Below are 19,814 nucleotides of genomic sequence, written 5' to 3' on the forward strand. Positions count from 1 at the left end.
CGCCCGCATCCACGACGAAGGAGTCGCGATGACCCCCCTGATCCTTGCGGCCGAGGCCGAAGAGTACGCGGTGGCCTACACGCCCGCCGACGGCGTGCTCGTCGCCCTCGGTTTCCTCATGGTGCTGTCGTTCATGGCGTTGATCATGACGCGGCGCATGACCCCCATGGTCGCCCTCATCATCGTGCCGACCGTGTTCGGCCTCATCGCCGGCGCCGGTTTCGGCCTCGGCGACATGGTGATCGACGCGATCGGCAAGATGGCACCGACCGCCGCCCTGCTGCTGTTCGCCATCATGTACTTCGGCATCATGATCGACGTCGGCCTGTTCGATCCCCTGATCCGCGTGATCACGCGCTTCCTGGGCGACGACCCGGCCAAGATCGTGCTCGGCACGGCGATCCTCGCCGGCGCGGTGTCGCTCGACGGCGACGGCTCGACCACCTTCATCATCACCACCTCGGCGATGCTGCCGCTGTACCTGCGCCTGGGCATGAGCCCCGTGGTGCTGACCTGCGTCGCGGGTCTGATGAACGGCACCCTGAACATCGTGCCGTGGGGCGGCCCCACCGTGCGCGCCGCGACGGCGCTGGGCCTGCAGCCCACCGACGTCTTCGTGCCGATGATCCCCTCGCTCCTCGCGGGCCTGGTCGTCGCCCTCGCCTTCGCCTGGTTCCTCGGCCTGTCCGAGCGCAAGCGCCTCGCGGGTTCGGTCGACACCTCGAAGATCGACGGCCCCGGCGGCTTCGGTCGTCTGGGCGCCCCGAAGATGTTCCGCGGCGCGGAGCACAAGCCCGGCGCGCTCGCCTCGCTGCGCACGGGCAACATCGTGACCGTCCGCGGGGGTCGCGACGCGATCGCCGCCCCGCAGCTGGTCGAGGCCGCCGACACCGCGATGGCCGACACCATGCTCGACCCGAACCGCGCGACGCTCCGGCCGAAGCTCATCTGGTTCAACCTCGTGCTCACCGTCGCCGTCATGGTGCTGTTGGTGATGGACATCTTCCCGCTCGCCTTCGTGTTCATGGTCGGTGCCGCGATCGCCCTCATCGTCAACTTCCCCAAGCTGCGCGGGCAGGCCGACGAGATCGTCGCCCACGCGCCCAGCATCGTCGGCGTCGTGTCGATGGTGCTGGCCGCGGGTGTCCTGGTCGGCGTGCTGAACGGCACCGGAATGGTCACCGCCATGGCCGACTGGATCACCCAGGTGATCCCCTCGTCGATGGGTCCGTTCCTCGCCGTCATCACGGGCGTGCTGTCGATCCCGTTCACGTTCTTCATGTCGAACGACGCGTTCTACTTCGGCATCCTCCCGGTGCTCGCCGAGAGCGCCGCGAACTACGGCATCGCGCCCGTCGAGATGGCCCGCGCCTCGATCACGGGTCAGCCCGTGCACCTGCAGAGCCCGCTCGTGCCGGCCATCCTGCTGCTCGTCTCGCTCGCCGGCGTCAACCTCGGCGACCACCACAAGAAGGTGCTGTGGCGCGCGACGATCGTCTCGTTGGTGATGCTCGCCGTCGGCGTTCTCGTCGGTGCGGTTCCGCTGCTCGGCTGATCCTCTCGCTCCATGAGGGCCCCGGATGCCACGGCATCCGGGGCCCTTCCTCTGTCCCGCGCGCCGCGCCGTGCGGGGCCGCGCCGTGCCGGGCCGCGCCGTGTTCCACCCCACGCATAAACGCGATCCGCGCGCAGAAACGCGTGCTCACCGCGTTTATGGTCGTGGATCGCGTTTATGCGTGAAGCAGGCCGCGCCGGCGGCCGTCTCGGCACCGCGCTCACGCATCCGTCCCGGCAGCGCGCCCTCCCCCGCGCGGACGGCCCGGGGCGGGCACGGCGGGCGGCCCGCGCACCGTGCACGAGGAAGACCCCGGATGCCAGGGCATCCGGGGTCTTCCTTCCGTTCAGCGGATCAGGCGTCGGTGCGGCGCGGGCGACGCATCGTCCACACCACGCCACCGGCGACCACCAGGAACGCGGCGAGCAGACCCGCGCCCAGGGGCGCCTGCGCGCCGGTCGCGGCGAGCTGCCCCGCGGCCACCACGATGATCGGAACGCTCCGGATCACCGAGCCGTCGGCCCCGTAGAAGACGATGGTGTGGCTGCCCGCGGCGAGGCCGCCGGGGATCTGCACATCGAATGCCACGCGGCCGCTCGCATCGGCGGCGGGGATGCCGGCGATGCGGATCGGGTCGCTGCGCAGCTCCGCGGTGACCTGCTCACCCGCGGCGAGACCCGTCACCGTCACGCGCACGATCCCTCCGCGCTCGACCGTGGTGGTCGAGACGGACACCGAGGGGGTGGCATCCGGGGTGCTCGTGGGCGACGCGGTCGGGGTGGCCGTGGGGTCGCTCGTCGGCTCCGGCGTGGCCGTCGGCTCCGGCGTCGCGGTCGGAGCCGGCGTCGCGGTCGGAGCCGGCGTCGAGGTCGGCTCCGGCGTCGAGGTCGGCTCCGGCGTCACCGCAGGTGTCGGCGTCGACGTGGGCGTCGGGGTCGGGGTCGGGGTCAGGGTCGGGGTCACCGTAGGTGTCGGCGTAGCGGTCGGCGTCGACGTGGGCGTCGGGGTCGGGGTCGGCGTCGGATTCAGCCCGGCGATCTCGGATGCCGACAGCGCGCGGTTGTACAGCGCGAACTCGCGCACCTGCCCCTTCAACAGGTTGTCATTCGTGTAGACCGACTTGCCGATGTAGTTGGCCAGCGTGCTGCCACCTCCGATGTCACCGGGGCGAACCGTGACGTTGGTGTTCACTGCGACCTGCTGCCCGTCGAGGTACAGCCGGGCCGTCGACCCGCTCAGCGTGTACGTCAGTGTGACCCAGCGGTCACGCGGCAGCGCCGCGGACGACTTGGCCTCCTGCTCGCCGCTCCAATTGCCGGTGGACACAGCGGCGCGGTAGACGCTGTTACCCGTGGCGAACAGGTAGCCGTTGCCGGCGCCGTCGCCACCGGTGTTGCCGAACCCGTACAGGAAGTAGGGGTTGCGCTGCGCCGAGTCCACCCGCGCCTGCATAGTGACGGAGAAGTCGCCGACACCCGCAAGCACGTTGTCGGGCAGGTCGACGTAGTCGTCCACGCCGTCGAGCGTCAGCGCGCCGTTGCTCCACGCGGCTCCGCCCGCGATCTGCGCGTCACGACCCGCACCCGAGCGATCGTGCAGGGTGCTGCCCGAACCGTCGGTGAAGTCGTAGCTGAGCAGCTGACCCTGGGCGTTGGCCTCGAGGGGCTGGGGCAGGTTCGCTCGGAGGGCGGCCAGTTCGCTGGCCGTCACGGGCATGACCGTGCCGTGGCGCGGGCTGGCAGGCAGGCGGTAGCTGGCCGGCACCTTCCAGTCGGGGTGGGCGATGTCGGCCGTAGCCAGCGGGATGTAGCCGCGCCCGCCGTACTCGTCGACGAAGAGGTAGTACGTGTCGCCGTTGACGTCGCCCGGGTTGGACCTGAAGATGCTCGGCCCCTCGACGGCACCCGTGCCGGCGTTCTTGCCGATGCAGGTGGTGACGGGCGACCACTGGTCCAGCGGAGCGGTCAGCACCGTCGAGCTCTCCTGGATGATGTCGGTGCAGCCCGTGGCGCCGCCCTCGTCCTTCGTGAAGCGCTGGTAGACGCCGTCGGCCTTGATCACCGTCGAGTCGATCCGCGACGTGCCGCCCTGCCAGACCTTCGTGTCGCTGAAGGTGACGAAGTCGCGCGTGGTGGCGTACATCATGCTGTTCGCGACGTTCGAGGTGTGGTTCGGGTCGTCGGCCGGGTAGATCTTCGACGCCCAGAAGACGACGTACTCACCCAGCGCGTCGTCCCAGTACGCCTCCGGCGCCCACGTGTTGCCCGCGGTGTCGGGAGAGACCTTCACGTGACGCTGCGCGCTCCAGGTGACCAGGTCGTGCGACTCCCACACCTCGATGTACTTCGAGCCCTGACGCTGCGAGCGATCCCAGTCGCCGTTCCGGCCGATCGAGAGGTCGGTGGCGATGAGGTAGAACGTGTCCCCCTCGGGGGAGCGGATGAGGAACGGGTCGCGCAGCCCCTTCTCCCCGAACGTGGAGGTCAGCGTGGCCCGACCGTTGTTCAGCTCGGTCCACGACAGGGCGTTGTTGCCGTTGCTGGCCGCGAAGAAGATGTTCTCGCCCGCGACGGAGTTGCCCGTGAAGTACGCGAACGTGTACCCCGCGAACGGTCCGATGTTCGCGGCCTTGCGGACGGCGGCCGAGAACGTGCGAGTGAGGGTGACGGCGCCCTTCGTGACGGATGCTGTGAGCGCGACAGTCGTGTCGGCATCCGGCCGCGTCACGATGCCTCCGTCGGTGATGACGTCGGCGTCGGCCGACGACCACGTGACGTCGAGCCCCCGCGAGGAGGAAGGCAGCGTCAGATTGCCGCGCACGTCGTCGATGTTGGTCACCATGAGCGCGTCGAGCGCCGCCTGCGCGGCCGCGGTGTCTTCCGGCGTTCTCACGAGTCCCTTGACCTCGTCGGCGGACAGCGCGCGGTCGTACATGCGGAAGTCGCGGAGGCTGCCGGCGAGGCGCTTGTCGGGGGTGTAATTCGAGCGCCCCAGGTAGTTGGCCGTCGTCGTGCCGCCGCCGATCGAGCCGGGGGTGGTGGTCGTGTTCGTGTTCTCGGCGATCTGGGCGCCGTCGAGGTACAGGCGGGAGGTTTTACTGCCGGCGTCGAGGGTGTAGGTCAGGGTCTTCCAGACGCCGCGCTCGAGGTTGCTCGACCCGCGGGTCTCCTGCTCGGTCGACCAGTTGCCGCTCGCGATACCGGTACGCGCGGGGTTGCCCGTGGCGAACAGGTAGCCGTTGCCGAACCAGGAGGTGGTGTTGCCGAGGCCCCAGATGAAGTAATTGCCCGACTGCTCCGGTCGCACGATCACGTCGGTGCTGATCGTGACGGAGGTGAGTCCCTTGAGAACGTCGTTGGGAAGGCTCACGTAGTCGTCGTCGCCGTCGAGGCGGACGCCGTCGGCGCCGCCCAGCGTCGGCCCCCCGACGTATGCGGCGTCACGACCGTTGCCCGACGTATCGTGCGCGACCGTGCCCGACGTCTCGTCGAGGGGATAGGAGACGATCAGCCCCGCGGACGGAACCTCCGCGTGGGCGATCAGTGGTGCGGTGATCGGCGCCGCGACGAGGGCGGCGACGGTCGGGACGGCCAGCGTCCAGGACGGGAGACGACGCGGGAGCGCCGTCCGAGGGAGAGTGGGCACGGGGGTGGGGGTCCTCTCGTGAATGCGACATTGCATGCACCGTCGTCGACGACGGATGCCAGAATGTTAGCGCTCACACCCCTGTTGACGTCAACATCCGATGCCGGATTTCATCCGCCGGACGACGACTGCACCGGGCGTCAGGAACGCGTCGGGGCGGAGTCCCGCACGACGAGCCGCGTGGGTAGAGGCGTGCTCTCGCTGACGGTGTCGGGCTCCTCGACCATGAGCAGGACCTTCTGCATGAGGATCTCCCCGAGAGCGGCGAAGTCCTGTCGAACCGTCGTCAGCGAGGGGTAGACGAACGACGCTTCGGGGATGTCGTCGAACCCGACGACGCCGACGTCGTCGGGAACGCGCAGCCCCCTCTCGCGCAACGCCGACAGCACGCCGATCGACATCTGGTCGTTCGCGACGAAGATGCCCTCGCCGGGGGCGAGGTCGGTCTCGGAGGCGATGCGATAGCCGCTCGCAGCGGTCCAATCCCCGTGGAGGGGCGGCGTCGATTGCGCGCGCGCCGAGGCGATCTCCTCGCGCCAGCCCCGCAGCCGTTCGATCGCATCGGGGTTCCGCGCCGGCCCGGCGATGTGCCGCACCGTCGTGTAGCCCGACTCCAGGAGATGCCGGACGGCGGCTCGCGCACCGCGGTACTGATCGATGGCCACGAGCCGCGGGTGCGGTCGCGGGGTCGCGGCCGCCGCGACGACGGGCACGTCGAGCTCGAGCGCCTGGATCGCGGCGAGCACCTCGGCGTCGATGACGATGAGGACGATGGCATCCACCCGCTGCTTCAACAGGCCGTCGATGGCGACCCGCACTTCGGCGGCGTCGGTCTGGGCGGAGCTGATGGCATCCACGTTGTACCGGGCGGCACGGGCGGCGAAGTTGAAGTTCATCGCGATGGACGAGGGACCGTAGTCGACCGTGCCCGGGGTGACGAGACCGATCGTGCGCGTGCGGCGCGTCACGAGGGCGCGCGCGGCGGGCGAGGGGCTGTACCGCAACTGCGCGATGGCCTGCTCGACGCGCGCCCGGGTCGCGGGGCGCACGTTCGGCATGTCGTTGAGCACACGCGACACCGTCTGGTGCGAGACGCCGGCGAGTCGGGCGACGTCGAAGATGTTGGCGGTGCGCGAGGCCTTGTCGTCAGCCACCGGCGCCGCCTTCCGAGGTCGTGTGACCTGCGACGAGGGCGAGGAGCGCGTCGGAGGTCAGTCCCGTGGCGGGGACGATCTGCGCGAGCACGCCGTCGCGCATGACGGCGACGAGATGCGCCACGCGCAGCACCTCGTCGAGCTCGGCCGAGATGTACACGATCGACAGGCCGTTGTCGCTGAGCTCACCGACCAACCGCTGGATCTCGGCCTTCGCTCCGACGTCGATACCGCGGGTCGGTTCGTCGAGGACGATCAGCCGCGGGGACAGCGCGAGCAGCCGCGCCAGGAGGACCTTCTGCTGGTTGCCACCCGACAGCGTCGAGACGGGCCGGTCGATGTCGGCGGGTCGGATGTGCAACGCCTCGACCCAGCTCACCGCGAGCTCGCGGCGACGCGCCGTGCTCAGACGGTGGAAGATCCCCCGCTGCGCCTGCAGGGCGAGCGTGATGTTGTCGAGCACGCTGAGGTCGCCGATGATGCCCTCGGTGCGCCTGTTCTCCGACGAGTACGCCACCCGGCGGCGGATCGCCTCGCGAGGGGTGTCGAGGCGCGCGACCTCGCCGTCGATCGCGACCTCTCCGGTGTCGGGGCGATCGACGCCCGTGATCGACCGCGCCAGCTCGGTGCGCCCCGAACCGAGGAGCCCCGCGACGCCGATGACCTCCCCCTCGCCGATGTCGAGGTCGGCCTCGCGCAGGCGCGTTCCGGATGCCAGTCCCCGCGCGCTCAGCACGCTCGGCCCCTCCGCGGGCTCGACGGGCCGCTGCCCGAGCGGGGCGAGGGCGTCGGCGGCGGCGCCGAGCATCTTCTCGACGAGGTCGATGCGCAGCAGTTCTCGCGTCGCGTACTCGCCGACCAGGCGCCCCCCACGAAGGACGGTCACCCGGTCGCAGATCTCGTAGACCTGGTCGAGGAAGTGCGAGACGAAGACGATCGCGATCCCCTGCGTCTTGAGGTCGCGGATGACGCGGAACAACTCGGCGACCTCGTCGGCATCCAGGCTCGAGGTGGGCTCGTCGAGCACGAGCACCTTCACCTCGGTCGAGACGGCGCGGGCGATGGCGACGAGCTGCTGCACCGCCAGCGGGTGCGACGACAGCACCGATGCGGGATCGACATCGACGCCGAGGGCACGGAGCGCCCTCTCGGCGCGCGCGCGCATCTCGCGGTGGTCGATGACGCCGAAACGGCGCGGCTCCCGCCCGAGCGAGATGTTCTCGGCGACGGTGAGGTTGGGCAGCAGGTCGATCTCCTGGTAGACGGTCGAGATGCCCCGCGACTGCGCGTCGGCGGGCGAGGAGAATCGCATCCGCTGCCCCTCGAGCAGGATGTCGCCCTTGTCGAGTCGCAGGGCTCCGGTGATCGCCTTGATCAGCGTCGACTTGCCCGCGCCGTTCTCGCCCATGAGCGAGTGCACCTCGCCCGGCCGCAGCCGGAAGTCCACGTCGGCGAGGGCGCTCTCGACGCCGAAACGCACCGTCGCTCCGCGCACCTCGAGGAGGGGCGGAGCGACGGTGGACATGGGCTCCATCATGCCCGCGCCCGAGCGGGAGTGCGAACGCGTCGCGAGCGTGTCACCGCCGCAGTGCCGAGCGCGAGACGATCACGCGCTGGACGACCACGAACAGCAGCAGCAGCGCGCCCACGGTGATGCGCGTCCACGACTGCTCGGCGCCGGAGAACGAGATGATCGTGCGGATGAGACCGTAGACGAACACCCCGATCATGGAGCCGATCACGAACCCGCTGCCGCCCGTGAGCAGCGTGCCGCCGATGACGACCGCGGCGATCGTGTCGAGCTCGGTCCCCACGCCGTTGAGGGGGTAGCCCGCGCCGGAATAGGCCGTCAGCACGATGCCGGCGAGACCGGCGCACACCCCGCTGATGACGTAGACCGACAGCTTGGCGCGCACGACCGGGAGTCCCATCAGTCGCGCCGACTGCTCGTTGCCGCCGACGGCGTACACCGTCCGCCCGAAGCGGGCGTAGCGCAGCACGAAGGCGGCGAGCGCCACGGTGAGCAGCGCGATGACGCCCGTCGGCGTGATGTACCAGCCCGCGAACGAGAAGCGGGTGGACTGCAGCCACAGCAGTCCCTCGTTGTCGACTTTGATCGACTCCAGGCTCACCACGAATGCCAGACCGCGGGCGAGGAACATGCCGATCAACGAGGCGATGAACGGCTGGACGTCGAAGAACTGCACGAGGACGCCGATGAGCAGTCCGATCGCCGCGCCGATGAGGATCATCGCGGGCAGGGCCACCGCCACCGGGACGCCGTCGGACAGCATCTTCGCGCACAGGATGCCGGTGAACGCCATGACGGCGCCGACCGAGAGGTCGATTCCGCCGGTCAGGATGACGAAGGTCATCCCCACCGCGAGCACGAGCAGATAGGCGTTGTCGAGGAGGATCGACGACAGGATGCGCGGCAGCTGGAAGTTGGGGAACCACCACATCGCGCCGGCGATCATGACGACGAGGATGACGACGGCCGCGAACACCGGGACCCACGAGACGTGGCGGCTGAGGAAGCGGCGGTAGGGGCTCGCGGGCACGGTGGCCACGCGGCGCTCTTCGGTGAGAGTGGCCATCAGGACAGCACCTTCGCATCGGGACGACGGGACAGGGGGCGGACGGCACCGCGGCCGGCCGTGTGGAAGAACGCGCGGAAGCGCCGCGACTGCAGCAGGACGACGACCAGCACGGCCGCCGCCATGAACACCGGACTGACCGCGGGCGGGACGCCGAGGAAGGTGATGGTGCTCTTGAGCGTCTGGATGGTGAAGACGCCGACCACCGTGCCCGCGATGCTGAACGTGCCGCCCGCGAGCGAGGTACCGCCCAGGACGACGGCGAGGATGGCATCCAGTTCGATGTACAGCCCGGCCGCGTTCGCATCGGCCGCCATGATGTTGGAGCTGTACAGGATGCCGGCCATCCCGGCGAGCGCGCCGCTGGCGATGTAGGCGCCCCAGATGATGCCGCGCGAGCGCACACCCGCCAGGCGACTGGCCTCGGGGTTGATGCCCACCGCCTCGGTCAGCATGCCCAGCGCCGTGCGCCGCTCGAGGACGCCCACCACGACGACCGCGGCGAGTGCCACGAAGAACGCGAACGGGAGGCCGAGGACGTAGCCGCCCGCGATGAACTTGTAGGGGTCGCTGTTGATGGTGGTGATGAACCCGCCCGTGATGAGCAGGGCGACGCCACGACCCGCGAGCATGAGCACGAGGGTGGCGATGATCGGTTGGATGCCGAGCACCGACACGAGGAAGCCGTTCCAGACCCCGAGCAGCAGGGCGACGCCGACGGCGGCGGCGATCGCGGTGAAGACGACGCCGAGGTTGCCCGAGTCGGGGGCGGCCTCGATGATCGTCAGCGCCACCGCTCCGGACACGGCCATGATGGCGCCCACCGAGAGGTCGATGGCCCGGGTGGCGATGACGAGCGTCATGCCGAGGGCCACGAGCATCAGCGGTGCGCTGTTGCGCAGGATGTCGATGAGCGAGCCGTAGAACTGCCCGTTCTGCACGGTGACGCTGAGGAAGGACGGCCGCGAGATCGTGTTGATCGCGATGAGGGCGACCAACGCCGCGATCGGCCAGACGAGGCGGTGAGTGAGGAATCTCTTCATGCGATCTTCTCCCGATCGGACGACGGTGTCTCGGGGACGGTGACGGGAAGCCCCTCGGGCTGCCCGTCGGCGATGTAGGCCACCAGGCCGTCGAGGTCGACGTCGCGGGTGGTGAGCTCGCCGATCTTACGACGGTCGCGCAGCACGGCCACGCGCTGCGCGATGCGCAGCACCTCCTCGAGTTCCGAGGAGATGAAGACGACGGCGAGCCCCTTCTCGGCCAATTCGGCGACCTTGCGCTGGATGTCGGCCTTGGCGCCGACATCGATGCCACGGGTCGGCTCGTCGAGCACCAGCAGCTTGGGGGCCGTGGCCAGCCAGCGGGCGAGCAGCACCTTCTGCTGATTGCCGCCGGAGAGGTTGCGGATGAGGGCGTCGGGGTTCGCCGGGCGCACCCCGAGGGCGGTGATGTACTCGTCGACGATGGCCTGCTTCTCGGCCGCCCCCATCCGGCGCAGCGGCCCGCGCCGGGCTTGGACGCCGAGGATGATGTTCTCCGCCACCGTGAGATCGCCCACGATCCCCTCGGCGCGGCGGTCCTCCGACGAGAACGCGATGCCCCTGTCGAGGGCATGACGGGGCGAGCCGGTCCGCGCGGGCGTCCCGTCGACCTCGATCGTGCCCTCGTCGGCGCGGTCGGCGCCCGACAGGAGGCGCGCCAGCTCCGTCCGGCCGGAGCCCAGCAGTCCCGCGAGTCCGACGATCTCGCCCCCGAACACGTCGAGGTCGACGGGCTCGAGCGCATTCTTGCGTCCGAGTCCGCTCGCGCGGAGCACGGGGACGCCCGCTCGGTCGATCGGGCGTTCGGCGCTGGCCGAGATGGCATCCAACTCGCCGAGCTCGCGGCCGATCATCTTGGCCACCAGTTGCTCGCGCCCGAGCTCGCCCACGGGGTACTCCCCCACCAACGTGCCGTTGCGCAGCACCGTGAGCCGGTCGGAGATCTCGTAGATCTGGTCGAGGAAGTGGGACACGAACAGGATCGCGACCCCTCGGCCGCGCAGGTCTCGGATGACGCCGAACAGCTGCTCGACCTCACCCCTGTCGAGGCTGGAGGTGGGCTCGTCGAGCACGAGCACCTTGGTGTCGACCACCATGGCGCGACTGATCGCGACGAGCTGTTGGACGGCGATGGAGTGGCTGGCCAGGATCGAGCGGGTGTCGATGTGCACCCCGAGCTCGGCCAGGTGCGTCGCGGCGGCCGCGTGGGTGGCCCGCCAGTCGACGACCCCGGCCCGGCGCACCTCCTCGCCGAGCATCACGTTCTCGCCGACGGTGAGGTTCTGGCAGAGGTTGACCTCCTGGTAGACGGTCGCGATCCCCGCGGCCTGCGCGTCGGCGGTCGAACGGAACAGCCGCTCGTCGCCGTCGACGCGGATGGATCCCTCGTCGATGTTGTAGACCCCCGTCAGGGCCTTGATGAGGGTGGACTTCCCGGCACCGTTCTCTCCCATGAGGGAGTGCACCTCCCCCGGATAGAGGGTGAAGTCGACGCCGTCGAGCGCCTTCACCCCGGGGAATCGGATGCTGATGCCGCGCATGGCCACGACGGCGGCACGTTCGCTTGTCATGCTCGATCGCTTTCTGAAGAGCCGTGGGGCGTGCGAGGCCGGTTGCCGGCCCCGCACGCGGGGAGGGGACTGCGACGGAGGACCCGGGCCGCCGAGGGGAGTCGACGACCCGGAGCCGCGATCAGTAGGGACGGCTGTCGAGCACCTTCTTGGCCTGCTCCTGGTCGAAGGCCTGGTCCTCGACGATGTAGCTCTTGTCGACGGACTCGCCCGCGACGACCTTCTTGACGACCTCGGCGGTCTTCTCGCCCAGGAGCGGGTTGCACTCGACGATGTAGTTGAACTCCCCGTTGGAGAGGGCGGTCATCCCGTCTTTCACCGCGTCGATCGTGACGATCTTGATGTCGGTGCCGGGGGTCATGCCCGCGGCCTTGATGGCCTCGAGCGCACCCAGACCCATGTCGTCGTTGTGCGCGAACAGCAGGTTGATCTGGGAGCCGTACTTCTGCAGGAAGCCCTCCATGACGGTCTTGCCGTCGGCGCGCGTGAAGTTGCCGGTCTGCGAGTCGAGGACCTTGATGTCGGTCCCCTCGATGGCCGCGTCGAACCCGGCGGCGCGGTCGGTGGCCGCCGACGAACCGGTCGTCCCCTCGAGCACGACCATGTTGGTGGGCGTCGAGCCGAAGTTGTCGGCGACCCACTTGCCGGCGGTCTCGCCCTCCTTCTTGAAGTCGAGGCCGATCCAGCTCGCGTAGAGATCTTCGGATGCCGAGACCGTACGGTCTTCGAGGATGACGGGGATGTTGGCATCCTTCGCCTCCTTCAGCACGTCGTCCCAGCCGTCGGTGACGATGGGGGCGAGCACGATGGCGTCGACGCCCTGGTTGATGAAGCTGCGGACCGCGGCGATCTGCGCCTCGGGCTTGTTGTCGGCGGCGTTGAAGATGAGGTTGAAGCCGTTGGCCTCGCTGAACGCCTCCTTCATCGACTCGGTGTTGGCGCTGCGCCAGCCGCTCTCGGAGCCGGTCTGCGCGAAACCGACCGTGATGACGCCGTCCCCACCGCCGCCGCCCGCCCCGCCGCCGCCGGCGCAACCGGTCGCCGTGAATGCGATCGCCCCGACCAGCGCGATACCCGTGATGATCTTCTTCGCCTTCATGATGAAACCTCCTCGTTTCGCCGGCTCCGATGCCGGTTCATGTGATGCAGCCCCTCGGGTGAGCCGTGAGGGAATGTTAGCGCTCACACAACGGCCCCTGTCAAGCGATGCGGGGCGCGGACAGGTCACGGATCGGTAAATGTGAAGCCTCACAAAGGCGTCATCGACCCGTTCGACGCCGCCGGACGCGTTTCCCCGTGTTGCGCGCGATGGCGCCGGTCCCCGCGCGAGCGCCTACCGTCGTAGGTATGACTTCGCTTCCGCACAGCACCCCGGAGAGCACGCCCGCCATCGGCACGTCGGTCTCGGCGGACGACTTCAAGCGCGCGTTCCGCGGCCACCCGGGCGGCATCGCGGTCATCACCGCCTACGGCGAGAACGGCCCGGTCGCCCTCACCGCTTCGAGCGTGTCGTCGGTCAGTGCCGACCCGCCGCTGCTCATCTTCTCGGTCTCGGCCCTGTCGTCGGCGACGCCGACCATCATCGCCGCCGACACGATCGTGGTGCACCTGCTCGACGCGGAGGACATCGGCCTCGCCCGCACCGCCGCCACCAGCGGGCTCGACCGTTTCGCCGACACGTCGACCTGGTCGCGCCTCGCGACGGGCGAGCCGGTGTACCACGGCGTGCGTGCGTGGCTGCGCTGCAAGATCGTCAGCCGCATGGATGCCGGGGGCTCCACCGTGATCGCCGCCCAGGCCCTGCAGGTCGACGTGGAGCGCGACCTCGAGCCGGGCGAGCCGGGAGCCGCGCTGGTCTACCACAACCGCACGTGGCACCGCCTGGGCGAGCACTCGCGGTTGGACTGAGCGGTACGCCGTCGCGGTTCCGGCCTGCCGCAGCTCGACCGCGGTATCCCGCCGAGATCGAGGTTGGGACGACCGCGGCGCGACCGACGAGACTCCGGGCACTCGCGCGGATCAGCGGATCCGGCGGGCGCGGCCGCGACGGACCTCAGGCGAAGGTGATCTCGGCCGTCGCCAGGATGACGTCACCCTGCCCCACGGCCACGACGCGTGCGGCGTCGGCTGTGCCGCACAGGCGGATCGGCTGATCGACGAACGCCGGCGAGGTCACGCGCACCCGTAGGGCGGCGATACGCCGACCGGGGGCGTGCCGACGGGCGGCATCCACGAGCAAGATGCGCAGCAACGGCCCGTGCACCAGCAGGTCGGGCAGCCCCTCGATCTCGTGCGCCCACCGGCGGTCATAGTGCACGAGGTGCGTGTTGAAGGTCAGGGCCGAGAAGCGGAACAGGCGGCGCGCGTCGAGGGTCGCCGTCTCGATCCAGGCGGCCTCCGCGGCGGCGGCGGGGTCTGTGCGCGGAGCGCGAGCGGGGGTCGAGGGCGCGCCGAGGAACACGTCATGCCACGTGCTGCGCACCACGACCGCGCCGTCGACGGCGTAGGTGCGCTCGATGTCGGCGAAGACGAGGCGCCCGCTCGCGCCGGTCTTCTGAATGACGGACCCCGCGGTCGCCGTCTGCGTCACCTCGTCGCCGAGACGAAGCTCCCCCTCGAACACCGTGTCTTCGCCCGCGTACATCCGACGCGGCAGGTCGATCTCGGGCAGGATGCCGTCGCGAGCGGGCGTGCCGTCGGCGCGCAGGTCGTCGAACGACACCGCGAACGGGAAGTACACGCCCTCCCACCCCGGCGGGAGTTCGTCGCCGGGGGAACGCGCCGGATCGGCCGCGGCGAAGGTCCCGCGATAGGCCTCGGCGGGAGCGGCATCCAGGATCCCCGTGCGGACGACGCTCACGACAGAGCACCCGATGCCCGCAGGGCGCCGAGGCGCTCGGCGTCGTAACCGGCGAGCGCGGTGAGGACGACGTCGGAGTGCTCCGCGAAGCGGTTGGCGACCCGTCCCGGCGTCGCCGGCGTCGCGCTGAGCTTGATGGGCTGACCGAACATGCGCAGGGTTCCCAGCGAGCCGTAGTCGGCCTCGACGATCATGTCGCGCTCGGCGGTTCCAGCATCATCGACCACCTCGCCGATCGTCTTGACGGCGGTGAGCGGGATGACGTCGCCCGCCATCTCCTCGAGCTCCGCCTTGGTATACGGGGCCAGCCACGCCGAGACGAGCGGTTTGACGCGCCGCGCGTAGACCTCGGGGTCGAACCTCTTGCGCATCGTGTCGATCTCGGGGTCGTCGGCGACCTCGGGCGAGCCAAACAGCACGCAGCTCGCGCGCCACAGCTTGTCGGTGTACGCGCCGAAGAACACCTGGCCGTCGGCGCAGTCGAACAGCTCGTACGGGCGCACCCAGGCGTGCTCGTTGCCCGCGGGGGCAGCCTCGACGCCGCGCACCGTGTAGTCGACGACCGCGGTCTCGGTGAGCGCGAGAACGCTGTCGACCTGCGCGACATCGACGAGCTGCCCCTCCCCCGTTCGCTCCGCGTGCCGAAGGGCCGCGAGCGCCCCCACGACGGCGAACAGCGTCGCCGACAAGTCGCCGATCGTGACTCCCACACGCACCGGCGGCTGGTCGGGGTACCCGTTCATCGACCACAGACCGCCCGCCGCCTGCGCGGTGTTGTCGAACGCAGGCCGACGGCTACGCGACCCCGTCTGCCCGTACCCCGACACCGCGACGTACACAAGCCGGGGGTTCGCCTCGCGCAGCACGTCGTAGCCGACGCCGAGCTTGTCCATCGTGCCGGGGCGGAAGTTCTCGACGAGGATGTCGGCCCGCCGGACGAGGTCGATGAGTGTCTCGACGCCGCCGGGGGCGGCGAGGTCGAGCCCCACGCCGAGCTTGCCGCGGTTGTACTGGGCGTAATATCCGCTGAACTCCTCGTCGCCGTCGGTGAGGTACGGGGGGAAGCCGCGCGAGACGTCGGGGTCACGCGGGTTCTCGATCTTGACGACCGTCGCGCCGAGGTCAGCGAGCATCTGCGCCGCATAGGGGCCTGCGAGCACGCGGGACAGATCGAGCACGACGACACCGCCGAGCGCGCCGGGGCCGGGGACGAGGGAGTCGATCATGCGGGGTCCTCCGGAAGAGTGGGCGTCGTCAGAGCAGCGGCGACGCGTGACGCGTGCGGTCGGCCGCGCACACCGGCCAGCCAGGCGCTGATCCGGGCAAGTGCGACGATGTCGAGACCGGTGCGGATGCCGAGGCCCTCCAGCATCCAGACGAGCTCCTCGGTCGCGAGGTTGCCCGTTGCTCCGGGGGCGTACGGGCATCGGCCCAGCCCGCCCACGGACGCGTCGAACTCGGTCACCCCGGCCCGGAGGCCCGCGAGCACATTAGCGAGCGCCTGACCGTATGTGTCGTGCAGGTGCAGGGCGAGGGCGGGGCGGGGGATCCTGGCATCCGCCACCGCTTCGACGACCCGCTCGATGTGCCCCGCCGTGGCCACGCCGATGGTGTCGCCGAGCGCGATCGTGCGGCATCCGGCGGAGTGCAGCGCCAGCGCGGCGTCGACGACGGCGGCCGTGTCGACGTCACCCTCCCATGGGTCGCCGAACGCCATCGAGACGTACCCTCGCACGGGAATACCCGCCGAGCGCGCGTCGTCGACGACGGCGACCGCCCGGGCGACAGTCCCCGCGCGGTCGGTGTTCAGGTTCGCGCGGGCGAAGGACTCGGTCGCGCTCACCACGACCGCCACCTCGCGCACCCCCGCGGCGCGAGCGTCGTCGAGACCCCGACGGTTGGGCACGAGGGCTACCGCGCGGGCACCTTCAGGCGGATGGACGGACGCCGCGACGTCGCGCGCGTCGGCGAGCTGGGGGATCCACGTCCGCGGCACGAAGCTGGTGACCTCGAGCGCGCGCGACCCTGCGGCGTACAGGCGCGAGCACAGCTCGGACTTCACCGCGGTGGGGATGACGTCGGTCTCGGCCTGGAGCCCGTCGCGGGGACCCACCTCATAGACGGTGACCTCGGCGGGCAGCCCTTCCGCCGCCTCCTGCCGCGGGCGCCGCCGCGGGGCGGGGGCGCTCACGAGGACCGCCCGCGCAGCTCGGCGAGCACCTCGGCGGCGTACTCGACCCGGATGCGGCCATCGGCGACGATCCGGGCGGCGACCTCGGCGATCTCGCCCACCTCCGCGCCCGCGCTCGCCGCGATCGTCCGAGCGTGCAGGGTCATGTGCCCGCGCTGGATCCCCTCCGCGGCCAGCGCCCGGCACGCCGCGAGGTTCTGCGCGAGGCCCACCGCGGCGATCGTCGCGGCGAGCTCGCGCGCCGTCGTGATCCCCAGCAGCTGCACCGCGGCACGTGCCGTGGGGTGGGCGCGGGTGGCCCCGCCGACCAGTCCCACCGCGAGCGGCACCTCGAGCGTGCCGACGAGATCGCCGTCGGCGTTGCGCTCGAATCGCGAGAGCGCGCGATAGGCCCCCTCCCGCGCGGCGTGCGAATGGCATCCGGCCTCCACGGCCCGGGTGTCGTTGCCGGTGGCCAGGACGACGGCGGTGATGCCGTTCATGATGCCCTTGTTGTGGGTGGCTGCGCGGTACGCGTCGGCCTCGGCGAACGCGCTCGCCGCCTCGATGTCGGCGACGACCTGCGCACCGCCGAGCAGGTCGGCGGGGAACACGGCGCGGGCGCGGGTGAGGCGCCGATCGGCTTTGTTCGTCAGGATACGCAGGAGGGTGCGGGCACCCGCGATCTCGGCGATGCGCGGTGCCAGCGCCTCGGCCATCGTGTTCACGGCGTTCGCGCCCATGGCATCCCGCACGTCGACATGCAGGTGCAGGATCACCTGCGTGCCCGTGCGCGTGGCGAGGGTGCGTACCGAGATGTCGATCGCGCCGCCGCCGAGGGACACCAGCATCGGGTCCTGCGCATCGGCGAGGGCGAGCAGCTCGTCGCGCGCCTCAAGGAGACGCAGGCGCGTGCCCTCGGGGTCGACCGCGTCGAGCAGCTGAACCTGGGCGATCATCACGTCGCCCGTCGACGAGGTGGAAAAACCCCCGGTCGCCCGGGCCATGCGCGCGGCGTTCGACGCCGCGGCCACGACCGAAGGCTCCTCGGTCGCCATCGGAACGAGTCGGTCGACCCCGTCGATGCGGAAGTTCGTGGCGATGCCGACGGGGATGCCGAGGAGACCGATGACGTTCTCCACCAGGTGATCCGCGTGCGAGAGCGACAGCCCCTCGGCGGGGTCGAGCGCGACCAGGTGCGCGGGGTCGAGGCCCGCGGCCTCTGCGACGAGGCGGCGTCGCTCGAGCGGGGTGTGGTCGCGCAGACCGGGAAGTCGGCTGGAGGGGGTCACGCGGGCTCCTTCGCGGGCGGGAGGGTGCCGCGTCGACGGCGGCGTCCCCTCGACGCTAGGTCGGCGTCGACCCGCGGGGTACGTGCCCCCGACACATCGGTCGACCGCGGGAGTGGGTGTCTCACCCATCGCCATCGCGCTCCAGACGCTCGCGCAGGTCGTCGAGGCGCACCGCGATCGACAGGCGGAAGAAGCGTTCGTCGTCGCGCCAGCCCTTACCGAGCAGAGCGTCGAGCTTCTCTAGTCGCTGCAGGATCGTGTTGGTGTGGAACGTCAAGGCCCGGGCCGTGCGGGTGGGGCTCGCGCCGTGATGGATGAACGCTCGCAGGGTCGCGAGGAGGTCGCTGCCCCGCGCGGCGTCGTGGCGCCGCACGGCCCCCAGGGCGGAGTCGAGGAACGCGTCGAGGGCGCGCCGGTCAGCGCCGATCGCAGCGGCATACGGCAGGAGCTCGTCGGCACCCACGAGCGCGTCGCGCAGTCCGAGGGCTCGCGCCAGGGCGACCGCCGAGCGCACGTCGCGGGCGGCGGCGGCGATGCCGTCGGGTGCGGCGACGGTCGTCACGGCGAGCACGTCGAGACCCATCGCGTCACGCAGCTGCCGGAACGACTTCGCGTCGATGGGTGCGGCGTGCGCCGCGACCACGAGTCCGTCGAGCTCGCCGACCAGCGCCGTCTGTCCGAGGTGGTGCGCGAGGGCGCGAGCGGCCGCGCCGCGGCGCTCCCCGGTCACGGCCAGCGCCGTCACGGCGCCGAGCAGCTGTTCATCGATGCCCGAACGGCGCAGCGCGGTGACGACGTCGGCGCGGCGCTGTGCGGAAGCGGTGACGAGGTCGACAAGCAGGTCGGAACGCTGGCGGTGATCGGTCTCCGCGACCGCCTCCTCGGAGAGGGCGAGGAGGGCGGCGACCTGACCGGCCCGCTCGATGGTGCGTCGATCGACGTCGTCGAGCGCTCGCGCGGACGGACCCACGACGATCGCCCCGAGGCCGCGTCCGCCGGCGGCGATCGGGCTGATCACCGAGACACCGGCATCCGTGTCGTCACCGCTGCGGGCCGCGTCGATGAGCGCGTCGGAGGCGTCGCCATGCATCGCGCGCACCCTGCCGGGGGCGTCCACGATCGCCACCGGTGCCTGCAGCGCGACCGAGAGCGCGGTCGCCACCGGCGCGAGCCCACCCCCGGCCAGCACCGCATCCACGAGCTCGCGATGCACCCGGTTCGCGCGGTCGCGCGCGGCGACGTGCGCCGTGAGTTCGGCGGCCGCCGCGCGGGCACGCTCGGCCTGCCGGTGGGCGTCGGCGAGGGCGGCGGCGGTCTGCAGGACGACCGAGGCGTGGTCGGCCAAGGCGGCTAGCAGAGCAGTATCGTCGGGTCCGAATGCGCGCTCGCGGCGTTCGGCGACGAAGAGCACGCCGAGCACGCGATCCTCGGAGAGCAGCGGCACCCCGAGCATCGAGACGATCCCCTCCCCCGCGACCGCCGCGTCGATGCCCGCCGTGTGCCGGTCATGATCCACCGCGTCGTAGCGGCGCACCGCGTGCGGCATCCGCGACTCGGCGATGGCGCCGACGAGCCCGCGACCGGGCGGAACGACGAGGCCGCGCAACGCAGAGGTCACCGTTCCGCGCGTGGCACGGACCCGCAAGGTCGCGTCGGTCTCATCGAACTCCGAGAGATACGCGACGTCGGCTGCGAGCAGCTCGTGCGCCCGGTCGACGAGGCGTTCGAGCACCGCGTCCGCGTCACGCATCGCCGCGAGCTCCCGCGCACTGGCGTAGAGCGCCGCCAGCTCACCGGTGCGACGGCGCAGCGCCGCGACGTCGGCGGCGGTGGGCGGTGGCGGGTCCGATGCGGCGGCCGAGGCGGGCGCGGCAGGGTCCGGCAGCGGGGTCTCGGGGCCGGACTCTGCGGCGGAGTGGAGCATGTC

Annotated in this window: 14 protein-coding genes; 2 read left to right on the plus strand and 12 right to left on the minus strand. The window is 70.9% G+C overall.

Features of this window, described 5'->3' with window-relative positions; genetic code table 11:
* The first annotated feature begins 28 nt into the window (after positions 1 to 28).
* Entirely contained in the window at positions 29 to 1,555 is a 1,527-nt protein-coding gene (locus AB0N80_RS00110; protein ID WP_363576809.1) for a CitMHS family transporter, read from the plus strand.
* 354 nt (positions 1,556 to 1,909) lie between these two features.
* Here AB0N80_RS00110 and AB0N80_RS00115 read toward each other — a convergent pair whose 3' ends face one another.
* From AB0N80_RS00115 to AB0N80_RS00145, 7 genes are all read right to left on the minus strand, one after another.
* Entirely contained in the window at positions 1,910 to 5,200 is a 3,291-nt protein-coding gene (locus AB0N80_RS00115) for a LamG-like jellyroll fold domain-containing protein (protein ID WP_363576811.1), read from the minus strand.
* 140 nt (positions 5,201 to 5,340) lie between these two features.
* A complete protein-coding gene (locus AB0N80_RS00120; RefSeq protein ID WP_363576813.1) occupies positions 5,341 to 6,354 on the minus strand; it encodes a LacI family DNA-binding transcriptional regulator in 1,014 nt (337 codons plus the stop codon).
* Complete coding sequence (locus AB0N80_RS00125) at positions 6,347 to 7,879, minus strand: sugar ABC transporter ATP-binding protein (protein ID WP_315994544.1); 1,533 nt, start codon at positions 7,877 to 7,879, stop codon at positions 6,347 to 6,349. The genes AB0N80_RS00120 and AB0N80_RS00125 overlap by 8 nt, the downstream gene beginning before the upstream one ends.
* 52 nt (positions 7,880 to 7,931) lie before the next feature.
* Positions 7,932 to 8,951, minus strand: a complete 1,020-nt coding sequence (locus AB0N80_RS00130; protein WP_315994543.1) for a sugar ABC transporter permease YjfF — start codon at positions 8,949 to 8,951, stop codon at positions 7,932 to 7,934.
* Positions 8,951 to 9,994 (minus strand): ABC transporter permease, encoded by a 1,044-nt coding sequence (locus tag AB0N80_RS00135; RefSeq protein ID WP_363576816.1) that lies wholly within the window; start codon positions 9,992 to 9,994, stop codon positions 8,951 to 8,953. Before AB0N80_RS00135 ends, AB0N80_RS00130 begins: the two co-directional genes overlap by 1 nt.
* Entirely contained in the window at positions 9,991 to 11,565 is a 1,575-nt protein-coding gene (locus AB0N80_RS00140; protein ID WP_315994541.1) for a sugar ABC transporter ATP-binding protein, read from the minus strand. Before AB0N80_RS00140 ends, AB0N80_RS00135 begins: the two co-directional genes overlap by 4 nt.
* Before the next feature lie 121 nt (positions 11,566 to 11,686).
* Positions 11,687 to 12,664: an ABC transporter substrate-binding protein gene (locus tag AB0N80_RS00145; protein WP_363576818.1), complete on the minus strand. Its 978-nt coding sequence runs from the start codon at positions 12,662 to 12,664 to the stop codon at positions 11,687 to 11,689.
* Positions 12,665 to 12,912: 248 nt separating this feature from the next.
* Here AB0N80_RS00145 and AB0N80_RS00150 point away from each other — a divergent pair, with 248 nt between their 5' ends.
* Positions 12,913 to 13,473 (plus strand): flavin reductase family protein, encoded by a 561-nt coding sequence (locus tag AB0N80_RS00150; protein ID WP_315994539.1) that lies wholly within the window; start codon positions 12,913 to 12,915, stop codon positions 13,471 to 13,473.
* A gap of 145 nt (positions 13,474 to 13,618) precedes the next feature.
* Here AB0N80_RS00150 and AB0N80_RS00155 read toward each other — a convergent pair whose 3' ends face one another.
* The 5 genes from AB0N80_RS00155 to AB0N80_RS00175 all read right to left on the minus strand — a co-directional run bounded on the left by AB0N80_RS00155 (position 13,619) and on the right by AB0N80_RS00175 (position 19,811).
* A complete protein-coding gene (locus AB0N80_RS00155; RefSeq protein ID WP_363576820.1) occupies positions 13,619 to 14,425 on the minus strand; it encodes a MaoC family dehydratase N-terminal domain-containing protein in 807 nt (268 codons plus the stop codon).
* On the minus strand, positions 14,422 to 15,651 hold the full coding sequence (locus AB0N80_RS00160) for a CoA transferase (protein WP_363576822.1): 1,230 nt from the start codon (positions 15,649 to 15,651) through the stop codon (positions 14,422 to 14,424). Before AB0N80_RS00160 ends, AB0N80_RS00155 begins: the two co-directional genes overlap by 4 nt.
* Positions 15,648 to 16,616, minus strand: a complete 969-nt coding sequence (locus tag AB0N80_RS00165) for a hydroxymethylglutaryl-CoA lyase (RefSeq protein ID WP_363576824.1) — start codon at positions 16,614 to 16,616, stop codon at positions 15,648 to 15,650. The genes AB0N80_RS00160 and AB0N80_RS00165 overlap by 4 nt, the downstream gene beginning before the upstream one ends.
* The gene (locus tag AB0N80_RS00170) at positions 16,613 to 17,887 is read right to left on the minus strand and encodes a hydroxymethylglutaryl-CoA reductase, degradative (protein WP_363576826.1); all 1,275 of its coding nucleotides are present in this window, start codon (positions 17,885 to 17,887) and stop codon (positions 16,613 to 16,615) included. The genes AB0N80_RS00165 and AB0N80_RS00170 overlap by 4 nt, the downstream gene beginning before the upstream one ends.
* A gap of 121 nt (positions 17,888 to 18,008) precedes the next feature.
* Complete coding sequence (locus AB0N80_RS00175; protein ID WP_363576829.1) at positions 18,009 to 19,811, minus strand: GAF domain-containing protein; 1,803 nt, start codon at positions 19,809 to 19,811, stop codon at positions 18,009 to 18,011.
* Positions 19,812 to 19,814: the final 3 nt, after the last annotated feature.

It is taken from the genome of Microbacterium sp. NPDC089188, assembly GCF_040685155.1.
Taxonomy (GTDB): domain Bacteria; phylum Actinomycetota; class Actinomycetes; order Actinomycetales; family Microbacteriaceae; genus Microbacterium; species Microbacterium galbum.

What these genes read in the sequence shown, in the direction of transcription:
- AB0N80_RS00145 (WP_363576818.1), bottom strand. Translation starts at nt 12,664, where the DNA reads ATGAAGGCGAAGAAGATCATCACGGGTATCGCGCTGGTCGGGGCGATC.
- AB0N80_RS00150 (WP_315994539.1), top strand. Translation starts at nt 12,913, where the DNA reads ATGACTTCGCTTCCGCACAGCACCCCGGAGAGCACGCCCGCCATCGGC.
- AB0N80_RS00175 (WP_363576829.1), bottom strand. Translation starts at nt 19,811, where the DNA reads ATGCTCCACTCCGCCGCAGAGTCCGGCCCCGAGACCCCGCTGCCGGAC.
- AB0N80_RS00110 (WP_363576809.1), top strand. Translation starts at nt 29, where the DNA reads ATGACCCCCCTGATCCTTGCGGCCGAGGCCGAAGAGTACGCGGTGGCC.
- AB0N80_RS00125 (WP_315994544.1), bottom strand. Translation starts at nt 7,879, where the DNA reads ATGTCCACCGTCGCTCCGCCCCTCCTCGAGGTGCGCGGAGCGACGGTG.
- AB0N80_RS00130 (WP_315994543.1), bottom strand. Translation starts at nt 8,951, where the DNA reads ATGGCCACTCTCACCGAAGAGCGCCGCGTGGCCACCGTGCCCGCGAGC.
- AB0N80_RS00135 (WP_363576816.1), bottom strand. Translation starts at nt 9,994, where the DNA reads ATGAAGAGATTCCTCACTCACCGCCTCGTCTGGCCGATCGCGGCGTTG.
- AB0N80_RS00140 (WP_315994541.1), bottom strand. Translation starts at nt 11,565, where the DNA reads ATGACAAGCGAACGTGCCGCCGTCGTGGCCATGCGCGGCATCAGCATC.
- AB0N80_RS00160 (WP_363576822.1), bottom strand. Translation starts at nt 15,651, where the DNA reads ATGATCGACTCCCTCGTCCCCGGCCCCGGCGCGCTCGGCGGTGTCGTC.